Annotated in this window: 14 protein-coding genes; 11 read left to right on the top strand and 3 right to left on the bottom strand. The window is 50.1% G+C overall.

The window, feature by feature from the left end; all coding sequences use genetic code 11:
• The first annotated feature begins 41 nt into the window (after window positions 1–41).
• The 8 genes from ACSFXJ_RS19715 (at window position 42) to ACSFXJ_RS19680 (ending at window position 8,255) form a co-directional block, all read left to right on the top strand.
• The gene (locus tag ACSFXJ_RS19715) at window positions 42–872 is read left to right on the top strand and encodes a hypothetical protein (protein WP_435922089.1); all 831 of its coding nucleotides are present in this window, start codon (window positions 42–44) and stop codon (window positions 870–872) included.
• Window positions 873–1,454: 582 nt separating this feature from the next.
• Complete coding sequence (locus ACSFXJ_RS19710) at window positions 1,455–2,069, top strand: recombinase family protein (RefSeq protein WP_435922088.1); 615 nt, start codon at window positions 1,455–1,457, stop codon at window positions 2,067–2,069.
• A gap of 1 nt (window position 2,070) precedes the next feature.
• A complete protein-coding gene (locus ACSFXJ_RS19705; RefSeq protein ID WP_435922087.1) occupies window positions 2,071–2,295 on the top strand; it encodes a hypothetical protein in 225 nt (74 codons plus the stop codon).
• Window positions 2,292–3,824, top strand: a complete 1,533-nt coding sequence (locus tag ACSFXJ_RS19700; RefSeq protein ID WP_435922086.1) for a recombinase family protein — start codon at window positions 2,292–2,294, stop codon at window positions 3,822–3,824. The genes ACSFXJ_RS19705 and ACSFXJ_RS19700 overlap by 4 nt, the downstream gene beginning before the upstream one ends.
• A 506-nt stretch (window positions 3,825–4,330) precedes the next feature.
• Window positions 4,331–4,798: a helix-turn-helix transcriptional regulator gene (locus ACSFXJ_RS19695; protein ID WP_435922085.1), complete on the top strand. Its 468-nt coding sequence runs from the start codon at window positions 4,331–4,333 to the stop codon at window positions 4,796–4,798.
• Between the two features lie 13 nt (window positions 4,799–4,811).
• Complete coding sequence (locus ACSFXJ_RS19690; protein WP_435922084.1) at window positions 4,812–6,092, top strand: serine hydrolase domain-containing protein; 1,281 nt, start codon at window positions 4,812–4,814, stop codon at window positions 6,090–6,092.
• A 261-nt stretch (window positions 6,093–6,353) separates the two neighbouring features.
• Window positions 6,354–7,565: a dihydrolipoyl dehydrogenase family protein gene (locus ACSFXJ_RS19685; protein WP_435922083.1), complete on the top strand. Its 1,212-nt coding sequence runs from the start codon at window positions 6,354–6,356 to the stop codon at window positions 7,563–7,565.
• A 210-nt stretch (window positions 7,566–7,775) separates the two neighbouring features.
• Complete coding sequence (locus ACSFXJ_RS19680) at window positions 7,776–8,255, top strand: helix-turn-helix domain-containing protein (RefSeq protein WP_435922082.1); 480 nt, start codon at window positions 7,776–7,778, stop codon at window positions 8,253–8,255.
• 103 nt (window positions 8,256–8,358) lie between these two features.
• On the opposite strand, the gene ACSFXJ_RS19675 is transcribed toward ACSFXJ_RS19680, so the two are convergent.
• The gene (locus tag ACSFXJ_RS19675) at window positions 8,359–8,793 is read right to left on the bottom strand and encodes a hypothetical protein (RefSeq protein WP_435922081.1); all 435 of its coding nucleotides are present in this window, start codon (window positions 8,791–8,793) and stop codon (window positions 8,359–8,361) included.
• A gap of 100 nt (window positions 8,794–8,893) precedes the next feature.
• Window positions 8,894–10,252 carry an IS4 family transposase gene (locus ACSFXJ_RS19670; RefSeq protein ID WP_435922015.1) on the bottom strand — a complete coding sequence of 453 codons (1,359 nt, stop codon included), beginning with the start codon at window positions 10,250–10,252 and terminating at the stop codon, window positions 8,894–8,896.
• A gap of 1,184 nt (window positions 10,253–11,436) precedes the next feature.
• Here ACSFXJ_RS19670 and ACSFXJ_RS19665 point away from each other — a divergent pair.
• Together ACSFXJ_RS19665 and ACSFXJ_RS19660 are read left to right on the top strand one after the other, a co-directional pair.
• Window positions 11,437–12,312 carry a copper amine oxidase N-terminal domain-containing protein gene (locus tag ACSFXJ_RS19665; RefSeq protein WP_435925816.1) on the top strand — a complete coding sequence of 292 codons (876 nt, stop codon included), beginning with the start codon at window positions 11,437–11,439 and terminating at the stop codon, window positions 12,310–12,312.
• An 86-nt stretch (window positions 12,313–12,398) separates the two neighbouring features.
• Entirely contained in the window at window positions 12,399–14,804 is a 2,406-nt protein-coding gene (locus tag ACSFXJ_RS19660) for a CARDB domain-containing protein (protein ID WP_435922080.1), read from the top strand.
• A gap of 158 nt (window positions 14,805–14,962) precedes the next feature.
• Here ACSFXJ_RS19660 and ACSFXJ_RS19655 read toward each other — a convergent pair whose 3' ends face one another.
• Window positions 14,963–15,073 (bottom strand): putative holin-like toxin, encoded by a 111-nt coding sequence (locus tag ACSFXJ_RS19655; RefSeq protein WP_197070091.1) that lies wholly within the window; start codon window positions 15,071–15,073, stop codon window positions 14,963–14,965.
• A gap of 152 nt (window positions 15,074–15,225) precedes the next feature.
• On the opposite strand from ACSFXJ_RS19655, the gene ACSFXJ_RS19650 reads away from it, so the two are divergent.
• The gene (locus tag ACSFXJ_RS19650) at window positions 15,226–15,651 is read left to right on the top strand and encodes a prepilin peptidase (RefSeq protein WP_435922079.1); all 426 of its coding nucleotides are present in this window, start codon (window positions 15,226–15,228) and stop codon (window positions 15,649–15,651) included.
• Window positions 15,652–15,736: the final 85 nt, after the last annotated feature.

The following is a 15,736-nucleotide window of genomic DNA, read 5'->3' as shown; positions in this document are numbered from 1 at the left end:
AACATGCAGTGAACGTGAAATCTTGAAATCCGAAGGAGGCCATGATCGCCATGAACATCCACCGTCACCCGTGTGATTATCGCGGGGTACAGCATGTCACCCAGCAAGGCCGTGTGGAAACGCCCTTCATGGACGCCGTGTTTGAGAACGTAAAGCATATGCAACTGGTGGGGCATATCGATCTCTATGCTCCGCTGAAGTTCGTTCCTTTGCACGCCGCCGCGCAGAAACAGGCCGATATCCTGCGCGAGATGGGCGAACGCGTTCCCGATCGTTGCGCCCGTTTCCAACTGACTGCCATGCTCAATCAGTATCTGCTTTGCTCGTCCATCGTGGTGGCTGGCCATTCAAACGGCGACCTGAGCTGGGTTACCAAGAGCCCTGCGGCGTTGCGCGGCCTGTTCCCGGAACTGGTGCCGGAGCATCAGCAAGTCGGCATCACGCGCCAGCTTGCAGAAGCGACGCCTAGTTATGAGGAGATTCTGAATGGCCGGTTCGTCGTCCTGCGCGTCGTTCCTTCCGAGGAGGGGTACTCGCTCGAACGGACAACGATTCCCACCGAAACGAAACTGCTTCCCTACTTCATTCTCCACACGTTTCGAATCAAGCTGATCAACTACTTGCGGAATGAGAAAGTCGAGATCGCGTACAAGCAAGGGAAAACCGTCCAGCAGATCCCGACCACCCTGCGCCCGGAAGTGCTCGTTTCGCGGTTCGGCGTCGACCCGGATCGGGCGGCGCACTTCTTCCCCCGCGACTGGCACCGGGGCAAATCCAAGCTGGGGGTCATGAATCTGCCGAATCTGGAGACGGGCAAGTTCCAGCCGGTTCCCCTGCACAAAATCGTCCACATCAGCGACCCGAAATCGTAATCGCAGCAGCGAGAAGGATACCCTCCGTGGATGGGGGGCCTTCTTTTTTTTTTTTTTTTGCGCATGAGCTCCCGTTTCCGTTTGGTTACCGCAGGGGTTATCGGGAGCGAAATGGTCCCAAATCAAAGGGACGGGTGTTAATGTTCAGCGATAATTTTAGCCTGTTCATTTCACGTTGCATTCATCGCTTTTTCCTGCTCTTTGCCGCATTTCCGGCGCTTGGGCCGCCACTCTCGCGCTCCGCAAGGAGCGAAAATCACGGAAAGTTAATGTTCCGGCGCGGGGATACTTGTCGATGTTTGCGGGACAATTTCCGCCGCCGCCATTCGGGAATATGTTCTCCACCACGTTTGCATGACCCGCCCGATCACCCCGGTTGCAAAAACTATAGTTTTTGGGACGGGAACGCCGGCCCCCCGAGTTTCGCCCCTCCAGCAGACTGCAACCGTCCCGTTTGCTTTCCCGATTCCTTTTTCCCGAAAATCCACCGGTTTCGGGAATGGGAAGCCGATTTTTGAAGGTGCTCCGGCCCTCGCCGGACGCAAATCCACATTGGGCACCAACTCAAAAGGAGGTAGCTCAATGGAAACAAATCAAGGCAAGAAATTCGGGTACGCGCGGGTCAGCACGACGGCGCAGAACGAAGACCGTCAGATCGATCTGTTGACCCAACACTACGGCATTCCGCCGGAGGACATCTTCGTCGACAAGGCGAGCGGCGCGAAAGCCGACCGCGAGGCGCTCAATCAGCTTCAACTGGTGTTGCGCCCCGGCGACACGGTGTATGTCGAATCCCTGTCGCGCCTGTCGCGGAGCAGTTGGGATCTGACCAAGTTGCTGAGCGAATGGCAGGAAAAAGGAATCACACTGGTCAGCCACAAGGAGAAAGTCGATTGTTCGACGCCGAACGGAAAGCTCTTTGTGAATCTTCTGATCGCGCTTACGGAGTTCGAACGGGAGACGATCCGTGCCCGCATCCGGCATGGGATCGCCGCCGCACGGGCGCGGGGACGCGTCGGCGGACGGAAGAAAACCGACAAGCGCAAGATTGAGAAGGCGATCCGCCTGTACGAGGCCCGGACGCATTCCATCCGGGAAATTTGCGAGCTCTGCGAGATCAGCAAGACGGTGTTGTACCGTGAACTCAAATCCCGCCGCGAACAGATGGAGCTCGCTTCTGCCGAGGGGGGTCATTGAGATGAGTGCTATCGCAAAATGGCAGCCGGTGAAATCGGGCGCTCCCAAACAGAGCAACATGTCTCAGATACCGGTGGAGCGGTACTTTGGCCCGGCGGGTTCGATCACCTTCGAGGAACTCGTCCAAAGCATGATCGAAGAACATGTGGAAAAGTACGCAAATTCAAGTTATCATGACGAACGGGTAAATGCGGCTATTCCTGTTGAAGGGGGTAGTCGCCAATGAGAGCAGCTATTGTCAGGCGCGTCTCGACCACGAAGGAAGTGCAGGAAAATTCGCTGAAGAACCAAAAAGACTACTTCGAAGAGTATGTGAAGGCAAGGGGGTGGGATATCGTCGAAATCTACACGGAACAGGAATCAGGTACAAAGGCCGACCGGAAAGAAATGAAACGCCTGATCGCCGACGCCAAGGCAAAAAAATTCGACGTCATCTTGGCGAAAGAACTGTCCCGGCTCGCCCGGAATCAAAAGCTGGCTTTGGAAATCAAGGAGATCATCGAAAAGCACGGCATCCATCTCATCACGATGGACGGGGCGATTGATACCACCACGGGAAACACGCACATGTTCGGTTTATTTGCCTGGATTTACGAGCAAGAGGCGCAGCGGGTCAGCGAACGGATTAAGGCAGCTTTGGAAACTAAATCGAAACGAGGAGAGTTCCAAGGTTCCGTCCCGCCCTATGGTTACGTCGTGCGGAACGGGAAATTGTATGTCAGCGACGACGGCACGCCGGACATTGTAAAGCGTATTTTCCTGAGTTATCTCGGCGGGAAGGGTTTCGATGCCATCGCCCGTGAACTGTTCGAGGAGGGGGTGCCGACCCCCTCCATGGTCGCGGGCAAGAAAAACGCGACCCTGTTCTGGCACGGTTCCTCGGTCCGCAAAATTCTGGAGAATCCGCATTACACGGGTGACTTGGTGCAGTGCCGGCAAAGCACGATCAGCGTCACCAATACTTCCCGCAAGGAGAAACCGAAAACGGAGTATATTGTGGTCAGGGACACGCACGAGCCGATCATCTCCAGAGAGTTGTTCGAATCCGTGCAGCAGTTGATCGCCTTCAATCGGAAAAAGTCCCTTAACAATCCGGAGGTTTGCAGCAGACCCCATCAGAATGTGCATCTCTTTACAGGGATCATCTTCTGCCCGGACTGCGGCAGCGGCTTCCATTACAAGCGGAACGGCGCTTGTTACATCTGCGGGCGCAGCGATAAGTTGGGCGAAAAAGCTTGTTCCAAGCATCGCATCCGGGAAGCCGCACTGGTGGGCATTATCCGGGAAGATTTGCAGCGGCTGTCCAAACTGTTCGATGACCAGTCGCTCTACAACATGGTCAGTGCAAAGCTCGGCAAGGCGAAGGCAAAGCTTGAGAAGGAATTGAAGGCCTGCACAGAGAAGATGGAGAACATCAAAAAGCTGAAGAGCAAGGCGCTTGCGAAGTACCTCGAGGAAGCCATTTCCAAGGAGGACTACAACGACTTCGTGGCCGCGAAGGATGCGGAAATGCAAAAATTGTTGGAGCGTAAAGAACAACTCGAAGCTTCCTTGTCGGAATCCGTGGACGGGAACAAGCTGGATAAAATCAGGGGTATCGTCGCCAGCGCGTTGGAGTTCAAGGAGATCAACCGTGAAGTGATCAACCGATTCATTGAAAAAATCGAAGTGGCGGCGGACGGTACGGTAAAGCTGTACTACCGCTTCGCCGGTACTTCGAAAATCTTGAATGAACTTATGGCGAATGCTAAATAATGTAAGACTGGAATCGAATGTCAGTCAGCCGCCCGTCCCTCGGGCGGCCATCTTGTAAGGTACTGTGCTACGGTCGGCAGTCAACACATGTGGAGACGGTAGCATTGATGTCAAGGGTTAAGGACTGACCGACGAAAAAGTGCCGTATTTCCGGCCTTTTCGGGTGTCTGACAGTCTGTGGCAGTGGGCGGATTTGACCGTAAAAATCGCTCTGTCAGAACATATCAATCGCTCCGGTCGGAGGGTTGAGTAGGCCATTTAGATGTCACCGGGTTGAGTTAGTGATTTAGATGTTTTTGCGGCAGGGTTGAGTTAGTGATTTGGATAACAGCGGGTTGAGGCTGTGGTTTAGATGTAGTGTAGGAAAAGGCGCTCTTTATCTATAGCTTTTTGCTAAGGTAGAGAGCGTTTTTTTTGGAGTTTTACGGGGTAAAATTAAAGAACAGTGTCAAAATATTTGAAAAAGTAAAAATTATGTGATACCTTATATACAAGGAGGTGCCGAGATGAAGAACTATACCGAAGGCGAGATTGCTAAACTCCAAGATAATTTATTGCTGATAAGGAAAGCGGGTGGCTGGTCGGCAGAGGAATTTGGAGACATGATCGGAGTCACTAAGCAGACCATTTGCAATCTTGAGAATAAAAAGACCGTAATGAGCAAGACTCAGTACATAGCAATCCGCGCTGTTCTGGACTATGAGATGGCTGAACGACCGGATGATAAAGTCTTGATATCGACAGCGAACCTTTGCCTCAATTCAAGTAAGCTGTCTGAATCAGATATAAAAAAGGCTCAGGCATTTGTTGAGGGGGCGACTAAAACCGGATTAGATAATGCAGCAATGATCGGTGGCCTCGCTGCACTAATTGGAATGGCTGCCGCAGAAGCGATTATCATGCCACTTGCAACACCGGCTTTTGTTGGCGCTGCTGGTGCTTGGCTTGCGAAAATCATAAAGAGTAAAAAGTGACGGAGGGAAAACTATGAGCAATTTGGGATGGTATCAGATCATGACTACAATGGCTAAGAAGGTCGGCGCGATCCTCGCCGGTGCAGCGCTTCTCGGCGCCTGTGGCGGCAGTGGAGGCAACGAAGCGCCTCGGGAACAAATTGCATCGAGCCTATCCAGTATAACTCCCGAAAACCAGGCGGCAACTTTCCGGAATGCCCACCGAATTGTTTACACACGTACCATCAAGCGTGGCGCCACGACCATGCCTCTGAAGCCGCACCATGTCTCGCTGGCGTCCCTCACATATGACTATGCGGGGAAAACCACTAACGTGGATGACTACATGCAGCGCAATCGCACCGCTGGATTGCTTATCTTGAAAGGCGGAGCAGTCGCGCTGGAGCGCTATGGCATGGGCAACACCGAAACGTCTCGGTGGACTTCATGGTCAGTCGCCAAATCTGTCACCTCCACCTTGGTTGGCGCAGCGCTTAAGGATGGGCACATTGCCAGCCTAGACGATCCTGTGACGCGGTATGTGACGGCTTTAAAAGGCAGCGCGTATGAACAGAACACAATACGTGAGCTGCTACGGATGACTTCCGGCGTACGTTGGATCGAAGACTACAGCGGGACGGGCGACTCCGACATTGACCGACTGGGCGAGGCCCTGGCCGAGGCGTATGGGTCTGGGAAAAGCGGCAGCGTGATGGAACTGATGCGCACACGCCCGCGTGCGGCAGCCCCTGGCAGTGTGTTTAACTACAGCACAGGGGACAGTTACGTGCTAGGCGCAGTAGTTGCAGCGGCCACTGGCACAACTTTGAGTGATTATTTGTCCCGGAAAGTATGGGCACCGTTCGGCATGGAGGCCGATGGCTATTGGGAGCTGGATTCCGAAGGAGGACTGGAAATGGGGGGCGAAGGTATCAACGCGACCTTGCGAGACTACGGGAGGTTCGGCTTGTTCTTCTCACGCGAAGGCGTCGTCAATGGCACTGCTGTTCTGCCGCTTGGGTGGCGGGCTCTTGCTAGCCATCCCGATTCGCCAGTAACTAACTACGGAGCGCTTTACGAAGGCGACCCGCGTGGCTATGGATACCAATGGTGGGCATTCCCGGGCAAGGATACAACAATTCCAGCTCAAGACCGCCCCTTCACCGCCGAAGGCATCTACGGTCAGTTCATTTACATCAATCCCAAGGAGGATGTTGTTGCAGTAGTGTTGAGTGCGTGGAACAACCCATGGGTCGACAGCGCCCAGTTTGAAACGTATGCACTTCTCTCGAAGGCCGTAGAAATGTTGAAATGACGAATGGGAGGCGGCCCCGGTTGACGCTCGCGTGGGGCCTTGATTGCTTAGGGCCATCCTATGCCCTGGCTTCGTCGAAATCCTTTCGTGGGACTGCGCAGCGACGGACTGCTTTTAGCCGATTCTGTTAGAAAACTCCAGTGCAATATATGGTCGTTATTACTGAGGACAAACTGGATTCTTCTTGGGAGCATACTGAAGAGTTTCTGCAAAAGTTGCTCCAATCTTCGGTTAGCAAGATCACCGAGCGTCGGGCCAACGGTGTCATTTGATAAGAAGCGACAGAGAAATGATGATGCTGTCGGCCACCGCAGCCTCCGCTGCCGCCCTGCTCACCAACAGCGCCGATCCCGCGAAACCACCGGCACCGGCCAGGACAAGACCGGCAGCAAAAAGGTGGTGGCGTTCAAGAAGGCCATCATCGCCGCTGGCAGCCAGGCCGTGCGCCTGCCCTTCATGCCCGACGATCCGCGCGTGGTGGACTCCACCGGCGCACTGGCGCTGCAGGGCGTGCCCCAAAAGATGCTCATCGTCGGCGGCGGCATCATCGGCCTGGAAATGGGCACGGTGTACAGCACGCTGGGCGCCCGCCTGGACGTGGTCGAGATGATGGACGGCCTGATGCAGGGCGCGGACCGCGACCTCGTCAAGGTCTGGGAGAAGATGAACAAGCACCGCTTCGACAACATCCTGCTCAAGACCAAGACCGTGGGCGCCCAGGCCACGCCCGAAGGCATCCAGGTGCAGTTCGAGGGCCTGGACGGCACGAAGAGCGAAGGCACCTACGACCTGGTGCTGCAGGCCGTGGGCCGCACCCCCAACGGCAAGAAGATCGCTGCCGACAAGGCCGGCGTGTCTGTGACGGACCGCGGTTTCATCAACGTGGACATCCAGATGCGCACCAATGTGCCGCACATCTTCGCCATCGGCGACATCGTGGGCCAGCCCATGCTGGCGCACAAGGCGGTGCACGAGGCGCATGTGGCGGCGGAAGTGATCGCCGGCGAATTGCAGGGCAACAAGGAACTGGCCAGCGCCGCCTTCAACGCCCGCGTGATCCCCAGCGTGGCCTACACCGACCCCGAAGTGGCCTGGGTGGGCCTGACCGAAGACCAGGCCAAGCAGCAGGGCATCAAGGTCAAGAAGGGCCTGTTCCCCTGGGCGGCCTCGGGCCGCGCCATTGCCAACGGCCGCGACGAAGGCGTCACCAAGCTGCTGTTCGACGACAGCCCCGAAGCAGGATCAGGAGACGGCCATGCTGGCCGGGGCCACGGCAAGATCCTGGGCGGCGGCATGGTCGGCACGCATGCGGGCGACATGATCGGCGAGATCGCCCTGGCCATCGAGATGGGTGCGGACGCTGTCGACATCGGCAAGACCATCCACCCGCATCCGACGCTGGGCGAGAGCATCGGCATGGCGGCGGAAGTGGCGCATGGCAGCTGCACGGATGTGCCGCCTGCGCGCAAGTAAGTCCGCAGCCAAGCTACCCTGACAAGGCCCGAACTGGCGACGGTTCGGGCCTTGTGCTTTGCGTACCCAAACAATCGCCGCAGAATACGAGGCTTCGGGCATGATTGTGGGTGGAATGCCTTGCCTGTGTCGTTATCTCGCGTATTGCGAAAGCCATCCCGTCTCCTGTAGAGTATCAGCGTCCAAACCTTTACCTTCTGGGAGAATGAGATGGCTTCCGTTGCTACGTTATTCAGGAAACTGCTCGGTGTCAAGCATACGGTCGTGGAGGGCCATGACATGCGGAGGGATGGCGACGGCGTGATGCGCCTGCGCATACGGGTCCGTCCCGACGCGTGGCATCGCGACGACTGCCCGCACTGCGGGATGCGCTGCCCGGGCTATGACACGCCTTCGGGCAGGCCGCGCGTGTGGAGGGGACTGGACTGGGGTGGCGTCCTGGTCGAGGTCGAGTCGACGACGCACCGGGTCCGCTGCCCGGAGCATGGGGTGGTGACGGCCGCGGTGCCGTGGGCGTACCCGGGAAGCGGGTTCACCAGGCAGTTCGACCTGACCGCCGCGTGGCTGGCGGAACGCCTGCCCCGGAGCGCGGTCGCCGCCTATATGCGGATCGACTGGCAGACGGTCGGCAGCTGCGTGTCGCGCGCGCTTCGTGACGTGGTATTTTGTATGCTACGCCTGTCCAATTAGCCAGTGTGCATTTGATTCTACCATTTGGTGTACCGTCCATTAAAAATAGATTTATACTTTTTCCACGTGTAGCCATAATACTTTACCTCCGCTGCATAATAGCTTATTTGTTATTCGAATCATTGGAAGGAGTTTCAAATGGCTTTCCTTCAGGGTTGTATGTTAAATTGAAAACGAGATCCGACAGCCATTTCTTAAACGAAGGATTATCATTAAACTGCTTAAATAACTCCATATTATCCGCCATTATACTAAATATAACCGACTGAAGGGCGCGTTCACTTTCCATACGCGCATTTTGCTTGTCAGAATTTTTCATTGCATTAATATAGCGCTCATCTTTTGTGACCATTCCCGGTATTTCAAGAATTTGACGGCGAACATTATCAGCATCGTTCCAATCTATATTGCCGAACAAATCATTAAATGATGAAAGAATGCTAGAAAGCAAATCCATTTCTGGCTCTACTATGCCGCCTACACGACCAGCAGGTACAGGTCCAATCTCAGCGTCAGTATCTTCTAATACAAGAGACATAGAATCGCGAGCTTCGACTCGGTAGCTATCTAAATCAATTGAATCTAGTATTCCTTGAGATAAATCATCTTCTTTGGGAGAAGGAAGTTTAGGTATTAACTCAACTTTCGCAGCTTAATTTTCCGAACAAAGCCTTGATATAATTGGGCAAACTCGCAATCCATTGCTGGAGTTGACATACAACGGCAGACTGATCCCGTTTGGATTTCGCTTCCGTGAACGCCATGAAAAATGCGATCAGATGCTGCAAAGCCGTTTTGAGATCCAGGTCTCGAACTTCGTCGGAAAACAGGAAAAACAGACCGCCCAACGACCGCGCGTCGTTGTTGTGACGGCGTTCCCATTCCATTACGAGATAACGGGTAAACACGATCGTGGTGTGGCTGATGAGCATATCAAACGAACGACCTTGAAACTCCGTTCCCAGCTTCAGGTACGATTTGGCAAATTTGAAGAACGTCTCAATGCTCCAACGCATGCCGTAGATGCGAACGATTTCAGCCTCTTCCAACGCCAAATCGGTGCTGAGCAGAACCAGCCAATCCCGCCGCCGATGGCGGTTTTGCACAAAGACCAATTTGATCGGCAAACCGCAGGCGGTTTGAACGATGACCGAGCCAAGGATTTCTTTGTTTTTCTGCTTTGGCAACAGGGCATACAGTTCATGGAGCGTCAGGCTTTTTCCGTCGAACCGGTATCGTTGTTTCATCGCCTTGACCATCCCAATGACATGCAGACCTTTCGCCATCAGTTCACGCAACAGAGGCGCTTGGGTAAACCAACTGTCCATCAGGACAAAGTCAGCGCTAAATCCAGCCTGAATCGCTCGATCAAGCAGAGCCGCCACGGCATCCGGTTTGCGTGAAAGCGCCTCGATGCGGCGTTTGTAGCCTTGGGTACGCTTGGACAGACGTTCCTTCATCTCGCAAAAGCGATTCGTCAGCTTGGCCGAGCTGAGCATGACAAAATCGATGGGCGCAAAGCTGAAGCCATCCGACCATCCGAGCGTGAGCATGTTGTAGCCGCGAGCATATCTCCCCGTCGTATGATCGAAGATGCGGGCAAGCAACTCGGCTTTCTTGCTGCGATCCCTGCGAAGAACCGAATCATCAATGATGAACGTCCGAACGCGGGACGAAGAGGTTAAGGAATCAAAATGCTGAACGACCTTCAGACTCAAGGCATGCAAAAATCGTCGCCAGGCAAAGCGTGGATGGTTTAAGAATCGATAGACTACATCTTTGCCAGGCAACGACTGGCGGCGGTCGCTATGCAGAAGACGAAACCAATTGCGCCCTTCAAACACGAGCGTAAAGATCAGCTGAAAGATGGCAAGACTGGACAATCCGAACGACTTGGAAATGCCGGCTTTGCGCAACAGTTGTCCGATTTGCAAAGCGGAAAATAAAGTCGAGATTCGTTCTTGGCCCTTTTCAGACAGGAAGTTGTGTTGTACCATAGAGTTACGCACCTTTCTGTTTGGGATGGGAAGACTATCCACTTCCATTTTACCAAACGGAAAGGTGTTTTTCTGTCAAGAACGAGATTTTTCAATAAGAAATCCTAGTCATTTCAAGGCTTAACACTAATTTTCAAGGTGCGAAAGTTGAGTTATGATAAAACGACTGGTTGCGAATGCAGCCATCTTTAAGGAAATGGATTATAAAGAAACTCAAAGACTTAACGAGGCGTTTTTTAAAAACAACCCTGCCTATCGTACAAAATCAATAATAAGTCGTCAAAGATACAGAAAAAGAAGGGGTGAATAACATGTTGGTCCTGCCCCAACTGGTCGTTCCCCGTTGTAAAAACGACCTATTTACAACAGGGGGAAGGCATGTCATCTAGCCACGCTGATGTTATTCACCAATTTATATTATTCACTTCAGCATGTACCATATACACGGATATTATGTTCACAATCATCTCGGTTCTAATATGCGAACAAACGATCTTGCATTTTCTCGTCACAAGGTATACAATAGAATTAAACTAGTAGCGAAGCTGTAAATCAAAATATGGAATTATTTTACATTTTAGATATCCTCATTTTTGGAGGGTATTTTCTTTTAGTGACCAAATGATGATACAATGAGCGAGATGTTAAGTAATGAAATGATAGGACTACGGTGGCTCGTAAAGGGATTTGTACAAATTAATTGATCATCTGAATGAGTGAGATCAGAACACTGCATATGATTTCCTTCGATACCTAATTGACCGTTCTGAGAATAAAATGGGTTGGGATGAAATAAGCAGGTTGGAACCAGATAATGAACCGTTGAGCGACGAAGAACTGAGACAACTAAAAGCTTTGACTGAGTTTGTTTCAGGGGAGGAAGCTAAGCGTGAATTCGGGCTACAGGTTGACTTACCATAAAGAAGCAATCGTCGAACTCCTTGTGAGTGCGTGGATTGAAATACGCGGCGACATTTACAAATGACAAATCTTTAGGCTCCACTGGCTTAGGTCCGGTGGAGCTTTTCGCATTTTATAGAGGCTTCAATATAGAGGAGGGAGAATTAATTGAAGGTAATTGAGTGATATTGTCGTTTGGATTATAATGGAATCTATGTTGTGTATTCGGAGTTTTTTAGAAATCAATAGGGTATGCGTATGCCCCTAAATGTGAAATGGAGATGATGATTTTGAAGAGAGTATCTTTAATATTGATGAGTGTTCTTATGGTATTTAGTTTTGCTGTATCCTCTGTATCAGCAGCTAAAGTAAATGTAACCGTGCAGGTTGACGGGAAGACAGTAACGTTTCCGGACGAAAAGCCTTATTTTGAAAACAATCGAGTGCTGATCCCAATCCGTTTTGTGTCTGAGGCATTAGGTGCAAAAGTTGACTACAAAAAGGAGACGACTGGTAGCCGGGTAGAACGGGTGGTTTACGTTGAACTCAACGGAAAGATGATTCGCATGCCGGTTAATTCCGATACCGTATTGGTTGGAGAAACAATCGTTAAATTGGATGTACCAGCCCGGCTTCAAGGTTCCCGGGTGTTTGTACCGCTTCGCTTTGTCAGTGAAGCACTTGGCGCCACAGTTAATTGGAATCAAAGCAATAAGTTGGTTAGCATTAGTACAGGAAAAGAAGTGACCGATCCAGATCCGGTTCCGAGTGATGATAACATGTACAGCACGGACTTTAAGTGGAAGGCTGGATATACAGAGCTAGCAAAAGAGTTGTTTGTTGATAATATGAAGGTCGAGAATGGAAAGCTGACTTTTACCCTTCCACAAGGAGCGCAAGGATATGCGGGGAATACTAAATTTGTTCCTGGGAAAACGTATTCCTTTGATATTGGAAAAGGGAAGGGATACATCATGCTTACAAAAATATATTCGGGCAGAGATGAAAAAGAAGGATATATGATAAGTTTAGATAGTAGTGGAAACGAAGATTTGGAGGCATTGTTCAGTAATGTCAACGATGCCATTGTAGTAAATACTGGTGATGGTTCTGCGGCGCCATTGACCGAAGTACAGAAGCTTGCACAGAAATTAGAATAAGCTAAACGATTCAATTTACATTTTGAGTCTGCGATTAAAAGTCGTAGGCTCTTTTTCTTTTCAGTTTTTGGTAGAGGAGAATGTGAATGAAGAAAAAAGTAAGCATTGTAATACTACTAATAAGTATGCTGATATCAACAATAGTCTACGCTGCTGGAATCCCAATGTTACAAAAGCATGTAAATGACGCCTTTGGATTATGGGAATACGGTAAAACCGGAGATAGTTTTGTGGGGTTTGTTCCGGCATTGGGTAGAGATGCAAAAGATAACCTCTGGAAACTTTATCAATGGCAAGCTGTTTTTAATTTTGCAAACGGTCAAAAGAAAACTATAGATAACTACGATGTATTCGCGGTAAAAGAAAAACCGGGAGATCCTGAGTTCTCGGATAAAAACGGCTTTGGCCTAACATACAAAAGTAAGGCTGCTGTAGGTGAACTATTCGATGCTGTATGGTCAGGTAACATGAATGTATCTAAGAAGCAACAACAGTACTTTCGAGATACTTTTACTGTACGCGGAACGGATTATGATTCTGATCATGATTACTACTATGTTTTGGAATGGAATTACAGGTTTCTGCGCACCTCTGGTATCGTCAGCCGAATGGGTGTCCAGTTTGACCGCACCCAAAAGGTTGATGGCAAAGGCCATGCCTATTTCAATATTACTGCTTGGCCTATCTTGAAAGTCACGAAAGGCGAGGAACTAACAGTAAGCTTCACAACTGCTGGGGTTAATAACAGTCTGCGCCAAGTTGATGTATATGCGTTGCCCAAAGGTGCATTCCCTGACATGACTAAGCGTGTGAAGCTTACATCAATCACCACAACCGATACAGAGTACAGCAATACCGTTAAGATCGCCAGTAAAGAGCTGTCACGTGTACTTGGAAATGAGGTAGACATTATCGTGGACGATGGCTACGGACGTACTCAGATAGAGAGTGTGACACTGGCAGATGACCTGAATATGGATTATGTTCCAACAAAACTGACGCTAACTGAAGGTGGTCAGCTTTGGGTTAAGTTCCGTTATGACGGTGATGAAGACATTATCTCCAGTGACTATGCAAGTGAACGCGGAATGCCGATGATAGCAAAGGTTACAATCGGCGGTGCGGTTTCTACCAACTTTAACCTCTCGTCCATGTACAAGGATTTGCCAGAGCAATTCACTGTAGGGAAAGAGTACAGTTATATGCTTGGCAAGATCGAGATCAGCGATGATCCAGGCACATATTACATCAAAGCTGATGTCACGATAAACAACCCAAATCATCCAGACAGAGCGCTGGAATCACCGAATGAGGCGTACCATAATAACGAGATCAAAGGTGGCTGGACGATCGAGCGCAAGGGGGCGGCGAACGATCTGATCGCCCAATCCATTACCGCCAGCCCATCGGCGCTGACTGTAGGTCAATCGTCTACCGTGACAGCAAAGGTGAAGAATGTAGGGACTACGGATGTTTCCAATGTCCTGATACGCTTCATGGAAGATGGCAAGAAGACCATCTATGAAACCAGAAAGAACATGCCTGCTAATACGCCGATTACTGTAGGCGGCTTCAAGTGGACAGGAAATACGGGTATCCATACCTTAAGCGTTCATGTAGACCCCGAGAAGGAAAAACAAGATAAAGATCGTTCTAATAACGTAGCCGTTACTGGTTGCTCTGTAACCAAGAATGGCGGCGATGCTTATTGTGATACCACGAAGCCGGAGGCAACGTGGGATGTGACATATCCATTGATTACAGGCTATCCAACCAAGACCAGAACGGTGTCTTGGACGGACTCAGAAGGTAAACGACATACTTCTACGGAAAGCTACACGGATTACAGCGACCCGATTTGGGAGAATCGAAAAGTAACCTATAATGAAAAGCTTACCGTTTCGGCTGAACTGAATACAAAGCAGGGAATTCCTACAGCCCCGCCTTGGAAGCCGGAAGAAGCGAAGGAATCGGATCGGGAAAGTCGCGGATCATGGGAAATCATTCCTTGGGCTAAGGAAAATGGTTTGAATCCAAATGAGGTTACTCGTGCCGGCTATGGTGTAGAGATCAAGGCAACGACGAAATACACCACAGATTGGGAAACCAAGGTTCCTAAAGGCTTAGAAGGAACAGCTAAACCCATTGGGGGTGAACTGAAAGGGCCTACTGAGGTTAGGGTGTATATTTGGGACACCAACGGTGATTATGTAACCAGCATTGGTCTAGTTAAGACAGGTGGAGATGATAAAACAGCAACGTGGGAGCTGCCGGAAGAGAGATATAAATCCGACCTGATTGATTTTGACATCAATGAACGTAAATTCTACACCGATGTCAAAGCTCCCGATGGAGAGTATACGTTTAAAATTGTAGCCATGCACGCTGGACAGAATGACCTATCCTCTTGCATCATCAAGAAAATAACCATCTACGGTAGCATGTATGATGATTGGCAGACGAAGCGAGATACATCGGAGTGGTACAAATAAGGGCATTGCATGTATGTAATTTCAGATTTATAATAAGAATAAGAAAGGGGCGGCGGTAACCGTCCCCTGCAACAGCCGCTTTTAAGGGCGGTTCGGCATTAAGAAAAGATAATGCTTATTAAGAAATAAGACCGAAACCTTTTCTCAGGAGGGGCGGTCTATTTCTTTTGGTTAAGGATCGCCAAAACAATTGTAACTACAAGCGTCAGTAGCGCGATAATTAGCGAACTGAAACCGATCATAATTGTTAAAGCGTCTTTAACTTCCATGGCACCACCTCCCTTTCGAGAGGTTAGCCGACCGCCTATATAGCCTTTCTGTTGCAGTTTTAATTATATCATAGACGACCTCAAGCAGTCTCTTCGGAGGCTGCTTTTTCTATTAGTAGAGGGTTAGGTAGTAGAGGGTTAGGAGGAAGAACATGAACAATTTACTGGAGTCGATTCCGCTGATAATTCTGTTAGGGGTAGCCACGTATACAGATTTGCAGTATAGAATCATACCTGATTGGTTGAGTGGTATAGGGATTGGATATTTCCTTATATTTCGGCTATTCCATAATGAACAACCTTTTTATTATTTGCTAGGTGTTTTGATTGGAGCAGGCTTGCTTTATGTATTTGCTGTTTTAAAACCTGATTCATTTGGTGGTGGAGATATTAAGCTAATGGCAGCCGTAGGTATGGCTCTTGGCTGGCGGCAAGCAATGTTATTTTTGATTATTATGCTCACGTTTGCTTGGTTATTTGCTATAGCTTTCAAATGGGCTAGGGATGGAAGAAAAAAACTTCCATTAGCACCGTTCTATTTAACGGCATATTTTCTATTTATAATTGGAGGAATATGAGTTATTGAAAAAAATAGAAGAACTTTGGATGTATTTTTTAGTAGATGAAAATGATCGTGTAGTAGAGCAAACCATGCGCAAAATG

Origin of the sequence: Paenibacillus salivarius (genome assembly GCF_051307165.1) — a bacterium.
Classification (GTDB): Bacteria; Bacillota; Bacilli; order Paenibacillales; family Paenibacillaceae; genus Fontibacillus.
This window is presented reverse-complemented; position numbering and strand designations above follow the sequence as displayed.